The organism is Paraburkholderia dipogonis, assembly GCF_046027395.1.
GTDB lineage: Bacteria > Pseudomonadota > Gammaproteobacteria > Burkholderiales > Burkholderiaceae > Paraburkholderia > Paraburkholderia dipogonis_A.
In genome coordinates this window covers 80,493-96,963 of the sequence record NZ_JAQQEG010000014.1, presented here as the reverse complement: position 1 = coordinate 96,963, position 16,471 = coordinate 80,493, and the positions used below count along the sequence as shown (strand labels likewise).

At 63.5% G+C, this 16,471-nt stretch carries 16 protein-coding genes and 1 riboswitch; of the genes, 8 read left to right on the top strand and 8 right to left on the bottom strand.

The window, feature by feature from the left end; translation table 11 throughout:
* Positions 1-36: 36 nt before the first annotated feature.
* From PQR32_RS16105 to PQR32_RS16085, 5 genes are all read right to left on the bottom strand, one after another.
* Positions 37-1,635, bottom strand: a complete 1,599-nt coding sequence (locus PQR32_RS16105; RefSeq protein ID WP_408228428.1) for an L-lactate permease — start codon at positions 1,633-1,635, stop codon at positions 37-39.
* Positions 1,636-1,967: 332 nt separating this feature from the next.
* The gene (locus tag PQR32_RS16100; protein ID WP_408228426.1) at positions 1,968-2,465 is read right to left on the bottom strand and encodes a hypothetical protein; all 498 of its coding nucleotides are present in this window, start codon (positions 2,463-2,465) and stop codon (positions 1,968-1,970) included.
* A 255-nt stretch (positions 2,466-2,720) separates the two neighbouring features.
* Positions 2,721-2,933 (bottom strand): YMGG-like glycine zipper-containing protein, encoded by a 213-nt coding sequence (locus PQR32_RS16095; protein ID WP_408203571.1) that lies wholly within the window; start codon positions 2,931-2,933, stop codon positions 2,721-2,723.
* Positions 2,934-3,188: 255 nt separating this feature from the next.
* Positions 3,189-5,120, bottom strand: a complete 1,932-nt coding sequence (gene thiC / locus PQR32_RS16090; protein WP_408228423.1) for a phosphomethylpyrimidine synthase ThiC — start codon at positions 5,118-5,120, stop codon at positions 3,189-3,191.
* Between the two features lie 93 nt (positions 5,121-5,213).
* Positions 5,214-5,332, bottom strand: a riboswitch (TPP riboswitch).
* Between the two features lie 150 nt (positions 5,333-5,482).
* Positions 5,483-5,893 carry a GreA/GreB family elongation factor gene (locus PQR32_RS16085; protein WP_408228420.1) on the bottom strand — a complete coding sequence of 137 codons (411 nt, stop codon included), beginning with the start codon at positions 5,891-5,893 and terminating at the stop codon, positions 5,483-5,485.
* Positions 5,894-6,328: 435 nt separating this feature from the next.
* On the opposite strand from PQR32_RS16085, the gene PQR32_RS16080 reads away from it, so the two are divergent.
* The 5 genes from PQR32_RS16080 to PQR32_RS16060 all read left to right on the top strand — a co-directional run bounded on the left by PQR32_RS16080 (position 6,329) and on the right by PQR32_RS16060 (position 10,337).
* A complete protein-coding gene (locus PQR32_RS16080) occupies positions 6,329-7,174 on the top strand; it encodes a DUF1223 domain-containing protein (protein ID WP_408228417.1) in 846 nt (281 codons plus the stop codon).
* 30 nt (positions 7,175-7,204) lie between these two features.
* Positions 7,205-7,843 (top strand): cytochrome b/b6 domain-containing protein, encoded by a 639-nt coding sequence (locus PQR32_RS16075; protein ID WP_408228414.1) that lies wholly within the window; start codon positions 7,205-7,207, stop codon positions 7,841-7,843.
* Between the two features lie 40 nt (positions 7,844-7,883).
* The gene (locus PQR32_RS16070; RefSeq protein WP_408228411.1) at positions 7,884-8,675 is read left to right on the top strand and encodes a molybdopterin-dependent oxidoreductase; all 792 of its coding nucleotides are present in this window, start codon (positions 7,884-7,886) and stop codon (positions 8,673-8,675) included.
* 118 nt (positions 8,676-8,793) lie between these two features.
* Positions 8,794-9,039, top strand: a complete 246-nt coding sequence (locus PQR32_RS16065; RefSeq protein WP_408228408.1) for a pentapeptide MXKDX repeat protein — start codon at positions 8,794-8,796, stop codon at positions 9,037-9,039.
* Positions 9,040-9,407: 368 nt separating this feature from the next.
* Positions 9,408-10,337 (top strand): EamA family transporter, encoded by a 930-nt coding sequence (locus tag PQR32_RS16060; protein ID WP_408228405.1) that lies wholly within the window; start codon positions 9,408-9,410, stop codon positions 10,335-10,337.
* A gap of 27 nt (positions 10,338-10,364) precedes the next feature.
* Here PQR32_RS16060 and PQR32_RS16055 read toward each other — a convergent pair whose 3' ends face one another.
* On the bottom strand, positions 10,365-12,413 hold the full coding sequence (locus tag PQR32_RS16055; protein ID WP_408228402.1) for an oxidoreductase: 2,049 nt from the start codon (positions 12,411-12,413) through the stop codon (positions 10,365-10,367).
* Positions 12,414-12,776: 363 nt separating this feature from the next.
* On the opposite strand from PQR32_RS16055, the gene PQR32_RS16050 reads away from it, so the two are divergent.
* A complete protein-coding gene (locus tag PQR32_RS16050; RefSeq protein ID WP_408228399.1) occupies positions 12,777-13,571 on the top strand; it encodes a DUF4397 domain-containing protein in 795 nt (264 codons plus the stop codon).
* Between the two features lie 307 nt (positions 13,572-13,878).
* Here the strand turns inward: PQR32_RS16050 and PQR32_RS16045 are convergent, their stop codons facing one another.
* Positions 13,879-14,013, bottom strand: coding sequence for an entericidin A/B family lipoprotein (locus tag PQR32_RS16045; RefSeq protein WP_408228397.1), 135 nt, complete (start codon positions 14,011-14,013; stop codon positions 13,879-13,881).
* A 223-nt stretch (positions 14,014-14,236) separates the two neighbouring features.
* Positions 14,237-15,706, bottom strand: a complete 1,470-nt coding sequence (locus tag PQR32_RS16040; RefSeq protein WP_408228394.1) for a sensor histidine kinase — start codon at positions 15,704-15,706, stop codon at positions 14,237-14,239.
* Between the two features lie 243 nt (positions 15,707-15,949).
* Here PQR32_RS16040 and PQR32_RS16035 point away from each other — a divergent pair, with 243 nt between their 5' ends.
* Both PQR32_RS16035 and PQR32_RS16030 read left to right on the top strand, forming a co-directional pair.
* Positions 15,950-16,126, top strand: coding sequence for a DUF1328 domain-containing protein (locus tag PQR32_RS16035; protein ID WP_132373772.1), 177 nt, complete (start codon positions 15,950-15,952; stop codon positions 16,124-16,126).
* A 109-nt stretch (positions 16,127-16,235) separates the two neighbouring features.
* Positions 16,236-16,397, top strand: coding sequence for a DUF1328 domain-containing protein (locus PQR32_RS16030; RefSeq protein ID WP_006052455.1), 162 nt, complete (start codon positions 16,236-16,238; stop codon positions 16,395-16,397).
* Positions 16,398-16,471 lie beyond the last annotated feature (74 nt).

The following is a 16,471-nucleotide window of genomic DNA, read 5'->3' as shown; positions in this document are numbered from 1 at the left end:
GGAGCCGAGCAACCCGTCGAACCCGCCCAGTCCGCCTCAATGCGGAATCATCCACTGCAGGAAATTCTGCTGCAGCCACACCAGCACACCAAGCAGCACCGTCAACAGAATCGAGTGCTTGAAGGTTTTGGCGAACACCACGCCTTCCTTGCCCTTGAGTTCGGTGGTCGCCACCCCGGTCGAGATGTTCTGCGGTGAGATCATCTTGCCCATCACGCCGCCCGACGAGTTCGTCGCCGCCATCAGAATCGGGTTGAGATTCAGCTGATTGGCCGCTACCACCTGCAGGTTGCCGAACAGCGCATTGCCCGACGTGTCGCTGCCGGACAGGAACACCGCGACCCAGCCGAGGAACGCCGACACCAGCGGAAAGAACGGCCCGACCGACGAGACGCCCAGCCCGAGGGTGTACGTGAGCCCCGAGTAGTTCATCAGATAGGCGAGCCCGACGATGGTCGCCACCGTCAGGATGGCGATGCGCGTCTGCACCCACGTGTCGGCGATGGCCGCGCCGAACTCGCGCGGGCTCAGTTTGACTACGAACGCGGTGATCAGCGCGGCGACCAGGATGGCGGTGCCGGTCGCGAGCGGCTGGAAGTCCCACACCGCGCCGTACGGCGTGTTGTATAGCGTGATGTACACGGCCTTGTCGAGACCGGGCCACGGCACCTTGACGTCGCCGATCAGGAAAACCTTCGCCACGGTCCAGATGATCACGACCACCGACACGATGATCCACGGATACCAGCCCTGGCCGCCACCAATCTTGCCGCGCACTTCGCCCACACGGTCGATGTTGACCGCGAACTTCGGATCCGCCGCGGGTTTCCAGACGCGCAGGAAGGCGATCGTCAGAATGAGCGAGACCATCGACGACAACACGTCGGTCAGGCTGTAGTTCACATAGTTCGATGCAACGAACTGCGTCAGCGCGAAGCTCGCGCCCGACACCAACAGCACCGGCCACACCCGCAGCATGTTGCGAAAGCCCGCATAGACGCTGATCACGTAGAAGGGCAGCAGGAAGGCGAAGAACGGCAACTGACGGCCGACCATCTTGGCGAGCGAATCGGCCGGCAGGTGTGTGACCGCGCCGAGCACCGTGATCGGCACGCCGAGCGCGCCGAACGCAACCGGCGCGGTATTGAAGATCAGCGTGAAGGTGAGCGCTTCGAGCGTGGGAAAGCCGAGCAGAATCAGCAGCGAACTGGTGATGGCGACCGGCGTGCCGAAACCCGAAATGCCTTCGAGCAGCGCGCCGAACGAAAACCCGATCACCACCAGCACCACGCGCCGGTCGTTCGGCAGGTTGTCGATCATCCACATGCGAAAGGCCGCGAAGCGGCCCGAGCGCTGCGAGATGTTGTAAAGCAGGATCGCCGTGAACACGATCCACATGACCGGCCAGCAGGCGAACACCGCGCCGGCGACCACCGAATCGACCGCGAGTCCCACCGGAAACTGCCAGACAAGGATCGCCACGATCAAGCCGACGATCAACCCCGCGAGCGACGCCTGCCATGCCGGCCGGCGCGCCCAGCCAAGCAGAATCAGCACGACGATGATCGGTAACGCCGCGACGAGAAACGAGGGCAATAGCGAATTGCCGACTGGAGTGAGTAGTTGGTGAAACATCACGTCTCCTTCGTTGTTGTTCGGACTCGACGCGGTACTGCGCACTACGGAGCGCGTCGTTCTGGCATGACGGATGGGCATCCGCAGCGCGCGGGAGCGGCCGGGATCGCTTATTTAAACGGGTACTGCGTGTGGCCTACCAAGCATAGAACCCAGCCGGGCGGCGTCAAGAAGGGAAACTACGGGCGAAGCGGTTGGGCGCTGGGAGCGCGTCTGCGCCGGCTGGCTGGCGCGGCACGCAGGGCGCGATGTTGCGCAGGCACCGCACGGCTGGAATCTGCCGTGCGAGCGCATCGCGTGAAGATCAGGAAGTTGAACGGTGCCGATGCGCGTCAGTGCCAATGGCCGTGGCCGCCCCATCCACCGTGACCGCAACAGTAACCGCCGAAACCGACGCCGATCGACACCGACGGTCCATACCAGCCCGGATAGCCGTAATAAGCCGGATAGACCGGCGGCGGGTAGTAGGCGGGATAAGGCGGCGCCACATAAACAGGCGGGGCGGCGACCGCGTAAGTCGGAGGCGAGCCTTGCTGGCCCGCCTGTGCCTGTTGTGCCTGTTGTTGCTGCTGTTGCTGTTGCGCCGCGGCTGAGTCGTCTTGCCCGACCGGCACCGCCTGCTGGGTACCGGCTGCGGGCACTGTCGCGTAGTACGGGTAATAGCCGCCCGGATAGTAACCGTACGGATAATAGCAACCGGACAGCGTAAGCACACAGACCGCGCCACCGAGCGCCATGCCTGTTTGCGAAAAACGTGGAAGAGACTTGGAAAAGCGCAGCGGCAACCGCTGGCCGATCGCGCACACCGTGTTGATGAGGCGGGACTTCATGACGCGCTCCTGGTTGAATCGAACGCCGCCATTAGGGGCGTCACGGCACCAGCTTACGCCGTCGCAGCGTCCACAGGATTGCAAAACCGTAACGGCTTATTTCACCTCATTGCAGCGTACTTCGCGACCCGATGTGAACGCGCACCGCTGGTCTTATCCGAGAGTGCCGCGCGAGTTATTCGTGGGCCGGGCACCGTACAACCCACGCTTGCCTCATACATAAAATAAACATGGCGCGATGTGTTGCCGTACGCCTTACTTGCCCACCTCATGCCCGATGACGCCGCCCGCCGCCGCACCGCCGAGCGTCGACAGCGCATTGCCGCCGACCGCCGCGCCCGCCGCACCACCCAAGCCCGCGCCGATTGCCGTATCGCGCCCCTGACGGCTCATGCCTTCACATGCGGAAAGGCTCACCACGACCGCCACGATGGCCGCGAACGTACCGATTTGACGTATCGATTTCATGATGTCGACTCCAGTAGTTATGGTTGGAAGTACTCCCGTCCCTGCATTTGATGTTATCGCCGGATCCCGTATCCGGATGTATGCGCTTGTCAGCGAACCGACGGTTTCGTAATCAAATGTTTCCCTCCATCCAGCATGCGGCGTGCCCGGATTCCATAAACGCAAAAGCCCGCCAGGGGCGGGCTCCGATGCTGCAATGCAGTCGTCTGGCGGATCGGGTGGCGTAACAACGGCGCTCGATCCGCGCTCCGAACCTTACTGCCGCTGATAAATCTCGGCGCCTTTCTTCATGAACTCGATCGACTTCACTTCCATGCCTTTCTGCAGCGCTTCGTCGTCGGTGACGCCTTGTTGCGCCGCGAACTCGCGCACGTCCTGAGTGATCTTCATCGAGCAGAAGTGCGGGCCGCACATCGAGCAGAAATGCGCGACCTTGGCCGAGTCCTTGGGCAGCGTTTCGTCGTGGAATTCGCGCGCCTTGTCCGGATCGAGACCGAGGTTGAACTGGTCCTCCCAACGGAATTCGAAGCGCGCCTTGGAGAGCGCGTTGTCACGCACCTGCGCGCCCGGATGGCCCTTCGCCAGATCGGCGGCGTGCGCGGCGAGCTTGTAGGTGATGATGCCGGTCTTGACGTCGTCCTTGTTCGGCAAGCCGAGGTGCTCCTTCGGCGTGACGTAGCAAAGCATGGCCGTGCCGAACCAGCCGATCATCGCGGCGCCGATGCCCGACGTGATGTGGTCGTAGCCCGGTGCGATATCGGTGGTCAACGGTCCGAGCGTGTAGAACGGCGCTTCGTCACACCATTCGAGCTGCAGGTCCATGTTCTCCTTGATGAGCTGCATCGGCACGTGGCCGGGGCCTTCGATCATGGTCTGCACGTCGTGCTTCCACGCGATCTGCGTGAGTTCGCCGAGCGTCTTCAGTTCGCCGAGCTGCGCTTCGTCGTTGGCGTCGTAGATCGAGCCGGGACGCAGGCCGTCGCCGAGCGAGAAGGCCACGTCGTACGCCTTCATGATTTCGCAGATGTCTTCGAAGTGCTCGTACAGGAAGCTTTCCTTGTGGTGCGCCAGGCACCACTTCGCCATGATCGAGCCGCCGCGCGAGACGATGCCCGTCATGCGCCTGGCCGTCAGCGGCACGTACTGCAGACGCACGCCCGCGTGAATCGTGAAGTAGTCGACGCCCTGCTCGGCCTGTTCAATGAGGGTGTCGCGGAAGATTTCCCACGTCAGGTCTTCGGCCTTGCCGTTGACCTTTTCGAGCGCCTGGTAGATCGGCACCGTGCCGATCGGCACCGGCGAATTGCGGATGATCCACTCGCGCGTTTCGTGGATGTGCTTGCCGGTGGACAGATCCATCACCGTGTCGCCGCCCCAGCGGATCGCCCACGTCATCTTGTCGACTTCCTCGCCGATGGAGGACGTCACCGCCGAGTTGCCGATGTTCGCATTCACCTTCACGAGGAAGTTGCGGCCGATGATCATCGGTTCGCTTTCCGGGTGATTGATGTTGTTCGGAATGATCGCGCGGCCGCGCGCCACTTCCTCGCGCACGAATTCCGGCGTGATCGCCGTGAGGCCGTTCGGACCGAACGCGCTCGCGCCGAACGCCTGGCCCGGATGCTGGCGGCCCATCATCGCCGCTAGCTTTTCGCCGTTCGGGCCGCTCGTCTTGAGGCTCTCCAGATACTCGGCGCGGCGCTGGTTCTCGCGAATCGCGATGTATTCCATTTCCGGCGTGATGATGCCTTGACGCGCGTAATGCATCTGCGAGACGTTCTTGCCGGCGATCGCGCGGCGCGGCGTGCGATGCAGCCCCTTGAAGCGCAGATCGGCAGTGGCCGTGTCGGCGGCGCGTTCGCGGCTGAAGTCGCTCGACAGACCGGTCAGCGCTTCCGTGTCGCCGCGTTCTTCGATCCACGCCTGGCGCAGTGCCGGCAGACCGGCGCGGATGTCGATTTTGGCTTCCGGATCCGAGTAGGGGCCCGACGTGTCGTAGACATAGACGGGCGGATTCTTTTCGCCGCCGAAGCTGTCGGGCGTGTCGGCCTGCGAGATTTCGCGCATCGGCACGCGGATGTCGGCGCGCGAGCCGGTCACGTAGACCTTGCGGGAATTCGGCAGCGGCGCGACAGCGGCTTCGTCGACGTGAGCGTCGGCGGAAAGGAACTTCGGATTGGCGTTCATGCGTATCTCCTGTGCAAAGCTATGTGGGGCGGCTAAGCAGGAGACGAGACGGAAGTTGTCGGAAATCGCGAGAGGTGAGGCGTTAAAGCTGGAGTGCGAGATCCGTACGCTTCCCTGCGCTGGCATTATCCAGATCAGGTTCAAAGGGTATTTCTCACCCACGCAACACGGACCTCCAACCTCCGTGCGACGCAGGACCCCCGCGTTAGCAGCGCACACGATACACCGGCCGCCTGCTGCTTGGCAACCCATCTTGAAAAGTCGGACGATGGATATAACAGCGGGCCGCCGCGCACTTTCCTGTATTGACGGGGCAGCCGGAGATGACGCGGCAAAAGTTTTGCGTTGCGCGCGAGCGTTGCTTACAGCGTGAAATCGTCGGCGGCTTCGGGTTGAAACAGGATCTTTTCCAGCTTCAGCACTTTCTCCGTGCCGCTCGGTGGCGTGAAGCGGATGCGCTCGCCGCGTTTGGCGCCGAGCAAGGCGAGACCGGCGGGCGAGAACACATTCAGGCGGCCGTGCGCGAAGTCCGCATTGGGCGGATAGACCACGGTCCAGGTCATGTGCTCGCCGCTGGTTTCGTCGACCAGCGTGGCCTGCGAGTTCATCGTGATGACGTTGGCCGGAATCTCTCGCGACTCGACGATCACGGCGCGTTCCAGCACGTCGTCGAGCATGTCCTGCAGACGAGCGTCCGCGCCGGGCGCGGCTGCGTGTTTCTCCAGACGGGCGACGTCGAGTTCGGTGAGATAACAGGTTTTCGTCTTTTTCACGACGGGTACTCCAATTCGATCTGCATTTGAGGGGACAGCGTGCGGATGAGATCAGCCCGGAGCCCGACAACGCGGCTCAGGCAATGGAGCGAGCAGCGTTAGATCGGGCGCCGGGCGGCGTGGAGCGGGAGCGTTCGGGACAGCTCACCGGCGCGACACGGCGTGAGTTCCGCACGCACGCAACCGGTTGCGCGACGGGGGCGCAAGCGGAAGAAGGCACGGGAATTCGGAACGCGCATCGAGGTAGCCGGCAGGTAGCGAAAGACAGTGAAGAGGGCGCCGCCATCAATCTGAATGGGCGCGATCGGAAGCTCAATGTTAGCACGGGGTCGCGCGTGGCTCGACTCGTTCGAGATTCAAGAAAAAAGTTGGAAACGGACTGTCATAACCGGCTTTGCGATTCGACAAACGTGCAGATCCTGATTGGAGCACGTCATGCAAACCGCCGGACCCCGCCGAGCCTATCGGCTCTTCACCCGAATCATCGCGCTCGCTCTCGCGCTGACCACGCTCGCGGCCAGCGGCCTCGCGACCGCGGCCAGCGCCGTCTGCAACGCGCACAGCCCGGCGCATCGCGTGGCGCTGGTCGAGCTGTATAGCAGCGAGGGCTGCAATAGCTGTCCGCCCGCCGATAACTGGCTGAGCCAATGGAAAAACAGCGGCGCGACCCAGAGCATCGTGCCGTTGGCGCTCCATGTGGACTATTGGAACAGCCTCGGCTGGACTGACCGCTTCTCGCAACATCGCTTTACCGAGCGTCAGCAAGCGCTCACCGATCTCGCCGGCGGCCACACCATCTACACGCCGGAAATCTTTGTCTCCGGACGCGAACTGCGTAGCTGGTCGCGACGCGACAGTTTCCAGAGTCGCATCGGCGAGGTCGTCGCCGAGCCTGCGCAAGCGAACGTCGCGCTGGAGCTCAAAGCGCAGCAGACGCCGGGCGCGTTCAATGTCGCGGCGCAATTCACCAGCAAGGCAGCGGATACGGCAGGCCAACTGGATGCCTACCTCGCCGTTTATGAAAACTCGCTGAGCTCGCAAGTCGGTGCCGGCGAAAACAGCGGCGTCACCTTGCATCACGAACGAGTCGTGCGGCAATGGGTCGGCCCTGTGCCGCTGGTCGCCGGCAACGCGCAGATTCGCCGCGATATCCGCATCGAGGACGCCACCGCGGATGCCGACGTCAACGCGCCTGCCGACCGCTTCGGCGTGGTCGCCTTCGTCGAAAACGCTGCGACCGGCGATGTGCTGCAAGTGGCCGAACTGGCCGCGTGCCATTGATCGCCGCGTCCGTGCTCACAGGAGAATCTCATGGCAACTCATCATGCACTTCGCGATAGCGCGCCGCCGGCCAAGCCGGAAAGCAGTGCGATCCATCCGCTGTGGGTGCGTCTCACGCATTGGCTCAACGCGCTCGCGGCCATTGTGATGATGCTCTCGGGCTGGCGCATCTACGACGCCTCGCCGATCTTCCCGGCGTTCCGTTTTCCGCCCGCCATCACGCTCGGCGGCTGGCTCGGCGGCGCGCTGCAATGGCATTTCGCGGCGATGTGGCTGCTGGTTTTCAACGGCCTGCTGTATCTCGCGTTGAACCTCGCGAGCGGGCGCTTCGTGCGCAAATTCCTGCCGGTGTCGCCGCGCGCCGTGCTGCACGATTTCATCGCCGCGTTGAGCGGCAAGCTCTCGCACGCCGACCTGCGTGTCTATAACGCAGTGCAGAAATTCGCCTACCTGTTCGTGGTCTGCGATCTGATCGTGCTGGTGCTCTCGGGTCTCGCCATCTGGAAGTCGGTGCAGTTTCCGCTGCTGCGCGAACTGATGGGCGGCTACGACAACGCGCGCATCGTCCACTTCTGCGCGATGTCGCTAATGGCCGCGTTCATTGCCGTGCATCTGGCGATGGTGGCGCTCGTGCCGCGCTCGCTGCTCGCGATGTTGCGCGGACGCTGAGTCATTCGTCCGATCAGGCGAACGTTACGGATACCGAATCATGAACAAACCCACTCGCAACTCCACTCGCTCTGTTGGCCAGAAGCTCGACCGCGAATCGATCCTGATCGACGCCCGCCGCGAACTCGCGATGCCGTCGCGGCGCCTGTTCGGCAAACGGCTGTTGACGCTGGGCGGCCTGTCGATGCTGACCGGCTGCTCGCTCACCGACGACGATTCGGTCAACACTTTTCTCACCGCCGTCTCGCGTCTGAACGACCGCGCGCAAGCCGCGCTGTTCGATCCGAAGCAACTCGCGCCGACCTACACCGAAGCGCAGATCACACGGCCGTTTCCGTTCAACGCGTTCTACGGCATCGACGACGTGCCCGACGTGAACGGCGCCGACTACAAGTTGAAGATCAGCGGGCTCGTGACCGGTCAGCGTGTCTGGGCGCTCCCCGAGCTGTACGCGCTGCCGCACGCCGAGCAGATCACGCGGCATATCTGCGTGGAAGGGTGGAGCGCGATCGGCCGCTGGGGCGGCACGCCGTTCAGCGACTTTCTGCGGCGCATCGGCGCGGACACGAGTGCCAAATACGTCGGCTTCAAATGCGCCGACGACTACTACGAAAGCATCGACATGCCGACCGCGCTGCATCCGCAAACGCTGCTCACGTTTTCGTACGACGGCGAGCGCCTGCCCGCGAAATACGGCTTCCCGATGAAGCTGCGCATGCCGACCAAGCTCGGCTACAAGAACCCGAAACACATCGTCGAGATGTTCGTCACCAACACGTATCCCGGCGGCTATTGGGTCGACCAGGGCTACAACTGGTTCGGAGGCTCCTGACGCGCGCGGGTCGGCGCCGCTGAAACGGCTGCGCGACCCCGGGCGGCAGAAGCTTCGGAAATACGCCGGCTAGTGCTCTGGCCGGTTCTGATTCATCCACAACTCACGGAGTCATCTCATGAAAAAGTTCGCAATCGCAGCAGTCGCCGTCGCTCTCCTGACCAGCGGCGGCGCCGCATTCGCCCAGGCAAGCGGCGCCATGTCCAACGATTCGATGTCGAAGGACACCATGTCGAAGGATTCCATGTCCAAAGACAGCATGTCGAAGGACGGCATGAAGAAGAACACGATGAAGCACGACAAGATGAAAAAGGGCGACGCGATGGGCATGAAGCACGAAGCGTCGGGTGCGATGGCCAACTGAGCCATCCTGATGATGCAAGCTGCATAGCGCAAACGCACCCCTTGGCGCGCGCGATGAAAAGCCGGGGAGAGGTCCCCGGTTTTTTGTTGCATGCACGCCAAAAAGTTACGATTCTTTCAAGCGACGCGGTGGGCGCTTACTGCATAATGCGGTGCGCGCCGACCATTTGGCGCGTGTTCGCCGTGGCTCGATTTTCTCTTGATCGCCGCGGCGTTGTGGCCCCATTGGCCATCTATCGTCCTTCCGTTCCACCGACATGTCCGCCAGCCTCGCCCGTCAGACCGCATCGCCGATGCGGTGTCCGCCATCCCGCCACAGGGTCTTTAGCGGGGGCGCAGCACCTCGAGCGGCATGGGCGGGTTGAACGCATGTCGCTGCAACTTCCAAGCCGTTTTCCGCGTGGTTTTCCCATCCGTCTGCCGCAGTCGCGCAACGGGCAGATCGCGCTCGCGCTCGCCGTCGTCTATCTCGTGTGGGGTTCGACGTATCTCGCCGTGCACGTCGCGCTGGGCTCGTTTCCGCCGCTGCTGCTTTCAGGGCTGCGCAATCTGTTTGCCGGCGTAGGGCTCTTCGTGTTCGCGGCGCGCCGCAATCCGGTCTGGCCGAGCGCGGCCGAAATCCGCAATGCGGGGCTCGTCGGCACCATGCTGGTCGGTTTGTCGAGCGGCATGCTCGCCTATGGGATGCGCACCGTCGGCACCGGCACCGCAGCCGTCATGGTCGCGACCGTGCCGCTCTTCGCCACGGTGATCGCGGCGGTGGCGGGGCGCAAGATCGGCCGCGGCGAATGGTTCGCGGTCGGGCTCGGTCTGGTCGGCATTGCGATTCTCAGCCACGGCGACAGCGCGCCCGGCTCGGCGGGCGGCAGTCTGGCGATTCTGTGCGGCGCGCTTTTCTGGGCGGGCGGCGCGCATCTGGCCGGGCGTCTGAAGCTGCCTTCGGACCTGTTTCTGTCGACGTCGCTGCAAATCGGCCTGGGCGGCGCGATGTCGACGCTGGTCGCGTGGGTCTCGGGCGAACGGATGCTCGAGGTGCATGCCCTGCCGGTGCTGGCGTTCATCTACCTGATGCTGATCGGGACGATGGCCGCCTACGTCGCGTACGGTTTTCTGATCCGGCACACCAGCCCGATCATCGCCAGCAGTTGCATGTACGTGAATCCGGTGGTGGCGGTGGCGCTCGGCGCGCTGCTGCTCGGCGAGCCGGTGACTCATTCCACGGTGGTCGCGACGGTCGTGATTCTGGCGAGCGTGGGGCTGTCTTTCTGGTTCGATTACCGGAAGAAGCGGCTCGCCTGAGTTTCGCCCGACGCGGGCGACGGCCTGTTACAGCGCCGCCGCCACTTCCGCGCCTTCGCGAATCGCGCGCTTTGCGTCCAGTTCGGTCGCGACCTTCGCGCCGCCGATCACGTGAAAACGCGGACCGTTGGCCTGATCGGTCTGCGCGTCTGCTTCCGTCTGCGGATGCAGGTCGCGCAGCGATTCCTGCCCCGCGCACACGACAATCGTATCCACTTCGAGCCATTCCTCGGCTCCGTCACGCGCGATCTTCAAGCCGCGCGCACTGATCTCCCGATACGACACGCCGCCGAGCATCTTCACGCCGTTCCTCGCCAGCGTCGCGCGATGCACCCAGCCGGAAGTCTTGCCGAGTCCCATGCCGAGCTTGCCGGCCTTGCGCTGCAGCAGCCAGATCTGTCGTGGCGGCTGTGGCGGCGCGGGTGGTTTCAGGCCGCCGCGTTCCTGCACGGCCAGATCGACACCCCATTCGTCGAGCCATGCATCGCGCGGCATCGGCAGCGGATCGCCCGCGCGATGCAGCAGAAACTCGCTGACGTCGAAACCAATGCCGCCCGCGCCGATCACGGCGACGCGCTGGCCGACCGGTGCGCCGCGCAGCACGTCGACGTAGGACAGCACATTCGGCCCGTCGATGCCGGCTATCGCCGGCCGCCGCGGCACGATGCCGGTGGCGATGATCACATCGTCGTAAGCGCCGGCAGCGAGCAGCGCGGGATCGACGCGCGTGTCGAGCCGCACGTCGACGCGGTGGCGCTGCAACTGGCTCTGAAAATAGCGGATCGTCTCGCTGAACTCTTCCTTGCCCGGCACACGCATCGCCAGATTGAACTGGCCGCCGATCGTTGCACTCGCATCGAACAGCGTCACGCGATGCCCACGCGCGGCCGCCACCGTCGCCGCCGACAATCCCGCCGGACCCGCGCCGACGACCGCGATCGAACGCGCGGCCTGCGCTCCGGCGACCGGCCGGTAGACCAGTTCGGTTTCGCGTCCCGCGCGCGGATTGACGAGGCAGGTCGCGCGCTGGTTCTTGAACGTGTGATCGAGGCAGGCTTGATTGCAGGCGATACAGGTGTTGATTTCCTGCGTGCGTCCCTCGGCGGTCTTCACGACGAACTCGGGATCAGCCAGCAGCGGCCGCGCCATGGAAACCAGATCGCCGGCGCCTTGTGCGAGCAGCGCCTCGGCGACGTCGGGCGTATTGATGCGGTTCGACACGATCACCGGCACCTTGACGGCGGCCTTCAATCGCGCGCTCAGCGCGGCGAAGGCGGCGCGCGGCACCGAGGTCACGATGGTCGGTACTCGCGCTTCGTGCCAGCCGATGCCGGTGTTGAACATCGTCACGCCGGCGGCTTCGAGCGCCTGGGCGACCTGCACGGTTTCGTCCCACGTATTGCCGCCTTCCACCAGATCGATCAGCGAGATCCGGTACACGACGATAGAGCGTTCGCCGCACACCGCGCGCACCCGCTCGACGATCTCGCGCGCGAGCCGCATGCGGTTTTCGATGCTGCCGCCGTACGCGTCGGTGCGTCGATTGGTGCGTGGGCATAGGAACTGGTTGAGCAGATAGCCCTCGCTGCCCATGATCTCGATGCCGTCATAGCCCGCGCGTTGAGCGAGGCGCGCGCAGCGCGCGTAGTCGCGCACGGTCTTCGCAATGCCGCCGATGCTCAGCGCGCGCGGCTTGAACTTCGAGATCGGCGATTTGATCGCGGACGCGGAGACGACGAACGGTTGATAACCATAGCGGCCCGCATGCAGGATCTGCAGCGCGATCTTGCCGCCCTCGGCGTGCACGGCCTCGGTCAACTTCCGATGATTGCGCAAATCGAACACGGAATTGAGCGTGCCGCCGAACGGCAACAGCCAACCCTCGCGATTCGGCGAGATGCCGCCCGTGACGATCAGGCCGACGCCACCCTTCGCGCGCTCGCGGAAATACGCGGCCAGCTTCGGGTAATTCCAGAAGCGGTCCTCCATGCCGGTGTGCATCGAACCCATCACCACGCGGTTGCGCAAGCGAGTGAAGCCGAGGTCGAGTTCGGCGAGTAAGTGTTGGTAAGACATGCGGAGGACCGTGTAAGTATTGGACGCGGACGAACAATACACCGCCCGCTGTGCCATCCCTCCGAGGAAAAATTCTAATCCCCGCAACTCATTGCTCCGTAAGACATTCTTCAGCCCCCACAAGCCATATCGAAGCCCGCGGCACACGCATTGCTCAAACCGAGCGTCCATCGACACGGACCGCGCCGTTCGGAAAAGAGGCGCGATGTGCAGCAGGGATAGGAGGGGGTGCTCCGTTTCGCAGAGCTGGCCTGAACCGTTCGTATGACCAACGAACAAGGTGTCAGACGGCGTGTTGCGCGAAGCGGGGCGTCCACAAAATCAATGGGCCGCGAGCCCGACAAATCGATACAGGTGAACATAATGAAACTGATCCGAACCATGGTGGCGATGGCTGCCGTTGCATCCGTTCTGAGTGCGTGCGGTGGTGGCTCCGACGACCCAGGCAAGGAACTCGGGCTGACCAATCCGGAGATCCATTTCATTCATGCGATTCCCAGCGGGCCGGCAGTCGACTTTCTGGTGAACGGCACTGCGCCCTCGGGACAGACGAACATCAGCTATAAGGGTGTGACGAACCTCACCAATATCAACACGGGTGCGACCACGGTCGCTTACTCGGCAACCGGCACGACAACGGCGCTCGCGAGCGGCAGCTTTCCGGATGTCGCGAAGGGCCACGAATACACCGTGCTCGCGTTGCCGGGTTTGGCCACGCCGGACATCGGCCTGATCGACGATCCGTTCGACAAGGGCCTGCTCTCGAACAGCGCGCGTCTGCGCGGCTTCAACGCGTCGGCGAACGCGACCAACCTCGACCTGTATCTGGTCCAGTCCACTTCCACCGACATCACCAACGTCTCCCCGACGATGGCCGGTGTGGCCTTCAAGAACGCGGTGCCGGCGAGCGGCCAGGATTCGATCTACGTGTCGGGTGGCACGTACGTGCTGATCGCGACTGCGGCCGGCAGCAAGACGCCGATCTTTAAGTCGACGGCGTTCACGTTGTCGAACAATGCCGACTGGCTGGTGACGTCGGTACCGACCGCCGGTGCGCTGAGCCAGCTCGTGCCGGGTCAGATCCATCTGCTGGTCGCGCAGAACGGCAACACGCAAACGCCGAGCGTCGAGTTGACGAACACGCTGAACGGGCAATAAGCGCTAACCAAGGCGGCTCGCCAAGCGCATGCAATAGGTGGCAAGTCCTGGGGAGGACGGGGCGGCGATCCACGCGAGTGGGTCGCCGTTTTGTTTGCGGGGTCGGCAACAACTGCGGCTTTGGCAGACCGCTGTGGTTCGACAAACAACTGCGGCTCGGACGGAGACCCACGTCTTCAGCGAACGCCCGCGAGGAAACCCTAAGCGGGCGCACAAAAAAACCCGCCACGGTTTCCCGCGACGGGCTCTCACTATCCTGCAATCCAGGCGCTGCAAAGCGCCCGGCGACTGCTTTGTTTTCAGCTGCTTATTTGGCCTTTTCAGCCGAGTTCGAGATGGCGTCGCCACCCTTCGAAATATCCTGCCCAGCCCCCGCCACGGTGTTGCAACCGGCGAGCGCAGCTGTCCCTGCAATGAGAAGCAAAGCGATCAGTCGATTCATGAGAGTTCTCCTTGTCGAGCATGCATTGGTTGACGTGCCCATGTTGTACGGCACGCGCCAGCTGAGCTAGCTGTCGTCCGACCGGGGCTTACGCCAGTCGATCCGGTCTGATTGCATGGTAAAAAAAGGGCGGGGGCGGCGCTGTCGGCTGGGCTGCGATTTTCTTGTAGGCGTGCTCCGGTGTTTGCGTCGGCGCACTCCTACAAGCCTCTGTGCAGCCTGGCTAGACGGGCGTTCGCGAAGGCGTAGTCTGCGGCAGATCGACCGACGGCGTCGCGGTGCTGACGCTCGGCATCTCCACATGGATGTCGGTGCCGTTCGGCACGCCGCGCCGGATATCGAAGCGCCCGCCGTGCGCAGCGACGCGCTGGCGCATGCCGAGCAGCCCGTGAGTGTGCGTGCGCTTCAGATCGGCCGGCATGATACCGACGCCGTTATCGGCGATATGCAGTGCCACCTGGCCGTCGCCGACCTGCAAGGCGATCGATACCTTCGAAGCTCGCGCGTACTTGGCTGCATTGGTGAGCGACTCCTGCGCGACGCGGAACAGCGCGATCTCTGTCTGCTCGTCGAGCTTGATGTCGTCGGCGGGCAGGTGCAGTTCGAGCGTCCAGCTGTTGCGTTGCGCGGCTTCGTCGGCAAGCGTGCGCAAGGCGGTGACGAGCCCGAAGTTGGCCAGCACGGTAGGCCGCATGTCTTCGATGATGCGGCGCTTGAGCGCGATGCCCTGATCGAGATTGGCGAGCGCCCGTTTGAGTTTCTCGGAGACGTCCGGCTCGCTGTCCTTCAGCTTGCGGTTGGCCCAGGCCACATCCATTTTGCTGGCGGTCAGAATCGCGCCGAGTTCGTCGTGCAACTCGCGCGCGAGCTGCGTCTTCTCGTTTTCGCTGACCGCCTGCAAGTGCCAGCCGAGCGCCTCGAGCTGCCGGGTGCGTTCGTTGACGAGCTGGTCGAGGCCTTCCTGTTGGGTGATCAATTGACGCTGCACGCGCGCCTGACGATCGATCTGAATGCCGAGGTTGCGAAACAGCAGAATGAACAGCACGATGTTCAGCGCCGAGAGACCCGCTGCGCACAGCGTGGAGATGCGCTGATCGCCGCGACTCGCGGCAAGCGCGTGTTGCGCGCGGCGTTCCTCGTTGTCGCGCAGCAGCGAGAGCGTGCTGTCCACCAGCGACGCGTCGGCCGGATTCGCCTCGCTCGCGCCGCCGCATGCGGACATATCGAGCGGATGCGGCGCCGCACGCTGCAGCGCGGACGCGCCCGCGCCGATCCGCGCCTCGATCAGCGCAAGAATCTGCGTAAAGCTGGCCAGCTCGGCGCTGTCCGCTTTGCCACTGCGGTAGAAGCGGTTCAACTGCTGTTCGCTCTGGCGGACGCGCACCGCGGTCGCGCAGAACTCGTGCGCGGTGGCGTCCTGCTTCGTCAGAAGAAATTCGCTTTGCTGAGCGCTCAGGCGCGATAACTCGCTTGCGAGCGTGCTCAGTTGCACGGTGACGTCGCGCGCTTCGAGCGCGGTCTCGTACTCGGCGGCAATGCGCTGGCGGGCGGTCTCGAGAATCACGAGGCCGCCCACGGTAATGACGATGGCCACCGTCATGGCGATCGCCCAACTGCGATTGCGCATCCAGTCGCTCAACCGGGCGGCGGCACCAGGATTGCCCGCGTCCGGTACGTTCTGCACATTTGACACATTCGGCTCCTCTGATGGGGCATCAGTGTAACGTCCGCCGCGTTCGGCGACGCTGCCGCTATCGCGCGGCTGTCGCGGCGCAGCACGCAGGCGCGGTGTGGCGAACACGCTCACCGTAACGCTGCCGTAATCCAATGTAAGCGGATTCTCACACGAAAACCGGCGTGCGTCGGAATGCGCGTTGCGTCGCTGATCGATAGGATGGACCTGATCGTTCAATCAATGTCTCGGGAGGAAGCCATCATGCTGAAATGGGCGTTGTTCTTCGCCGTCATCGCGGTGATCGCCGGTCTTCTTGGCTTTACCGGTGTCGCGGCGGGCGCGGCGGCGATCGCGAAGTTCCTGTTCATCGTGTTTGTGATTCTGTGCGTGGTGTTCCTCGTGCTGGGCTTCGTGGTGACGAAAAAGATCGTCGATTAGCGCTGCTCAATGAGAAAGTCGCGAGCCGCGTCTTCGAAGGTGCGAGAACGGTTCGCCAGTCGATGTCGTACGCCATGCCCACGCAGATACAACAAGAAGGAGAGTCGCCATGCTTCACTATGCCATCGTTTTTTTCGTGATTGCGATCATCGCCGCCGTGTTCGGTTTTACGGGCATTGCGGCGGGTGCGGCCGAAATTGCAAAGATCCTGTTCTACATTTTCCTCGTCGTATTCGTGGTCACGCTGCTGCTCGGCGTATTCCGAACGTAGACGCGTGGTCATTCGCGGCAATCATTCCGTGTGCCGGCGCATCAGGCGCGATTCGTGCGTGATGCGCAGTTCCC

What these genes read in the sequence shown, in the direction of transcription:
- PQR32_RS16030 (WP_006052455.1), top strand. Translation starts at nt 16,236, where the DNA reads ATGCTTCACTATGCCATCGTTTTTTTCGTGATTGCGATCATCGCCGCC.
- PQR32_RS16045 (WP_408228397.1), bottom strand. Translation starts at nt 14,013, where the DNA reads ATGAATCGACTGATCGCTTTGCTTCTCATTGCAGGGACAGCTGCGCTC.
- PQR32_RS16080 (WP_408228417.1), top strand. Translation starts at nt 6,329, where the DNA reads ATGCAAACCGCCGGACCCCGCCGAGCCTATCGGCTCTTCACCCGAATC.
- PQR32_RS16065 (WP_408228408.1), top strand. Translation starts at nt 8,794, where the DNA reads ATGAAAAAGTTCGCAATCGCAGCAGTCGCCGTCGCTCTCCTGACCAGC.
- PQR32_RS16070 (WP_408228411.1), top strand. Translation starts at nt 7,884, where the DNA reads ATGAACAAACCCACTCGCAACTCCACTCGCTCTGTTGGCCAGAAGCTC.
- PQR32_RS16095 (WP_408203571.1), bottom strand. Translation starts at nt 2,933, where the DNA reads ATGAAATCGATACGTCAAATCGGTACGTTCGCGGCCATCGTGGCGGTC.
- PQR32_RS16060 (WP_408228405.1), top strand. Translation starts at nt 9,408, where the DNA reads ATGTCGCTGCAACTTCCAAGCCGTTTTCCGCGTGGTTTTCCCATCCGT.
- PQR32_RS16055 (WP_408228402.1), bottom strand. Translation starts at nt 12,413, where the DNA reads ATGTCTTACCAACACTTACTCGCCGAACTCGACCTCGGCTTCACTCGC.
- PQR32_RS16035 (WP_132373772.1), top strand. Translation starts at nt 15,950, where the DNA reads ATGCTGAAATGGGCGTTGTTCTTCGCCGTCATCGCGGTGATCGCCGGT.
- PQR32_RS16100 (WP_408228426.1), bottom strand. Translation starts at nt 2,465, where the DNA reads ATGAAGTCCCGCCTCATCAACACGGTGTGCGCGATCGGCCAGCGGTTG.
- thiC (WP_408228423.1), bottom strand. Translation starts at nt 5,120, where the DNA reads ATGAACGCCAATCCGAAGTTCCTTTCCGCCGACGCTCACGTCGACGAA.
- PQR32_RS16050 (WP_408228399.1), top strand. Translation starts at nt 12,777, where the DNA reads ATGAAACTGATCCGAACCATGGTGGCGATGGCTGCCGTTGCATCCGTT.
- PQR32_RS16105 (WP_408228428.1), bottom strand. Translation starts at nt 1,635, where the DNA reads ATGTTTCACCAACTACTCACTCCAGTCGGCAATTCGCTATTGCCCTCG.
- PQR32_RS16075 (WP_408228414.1), top strand. Translation starts at nt 7,205, where the DNA reads ATGGCAACTCATCATGCACTTCGCGATAGCGCGCCGCCGGCCAAGCCG.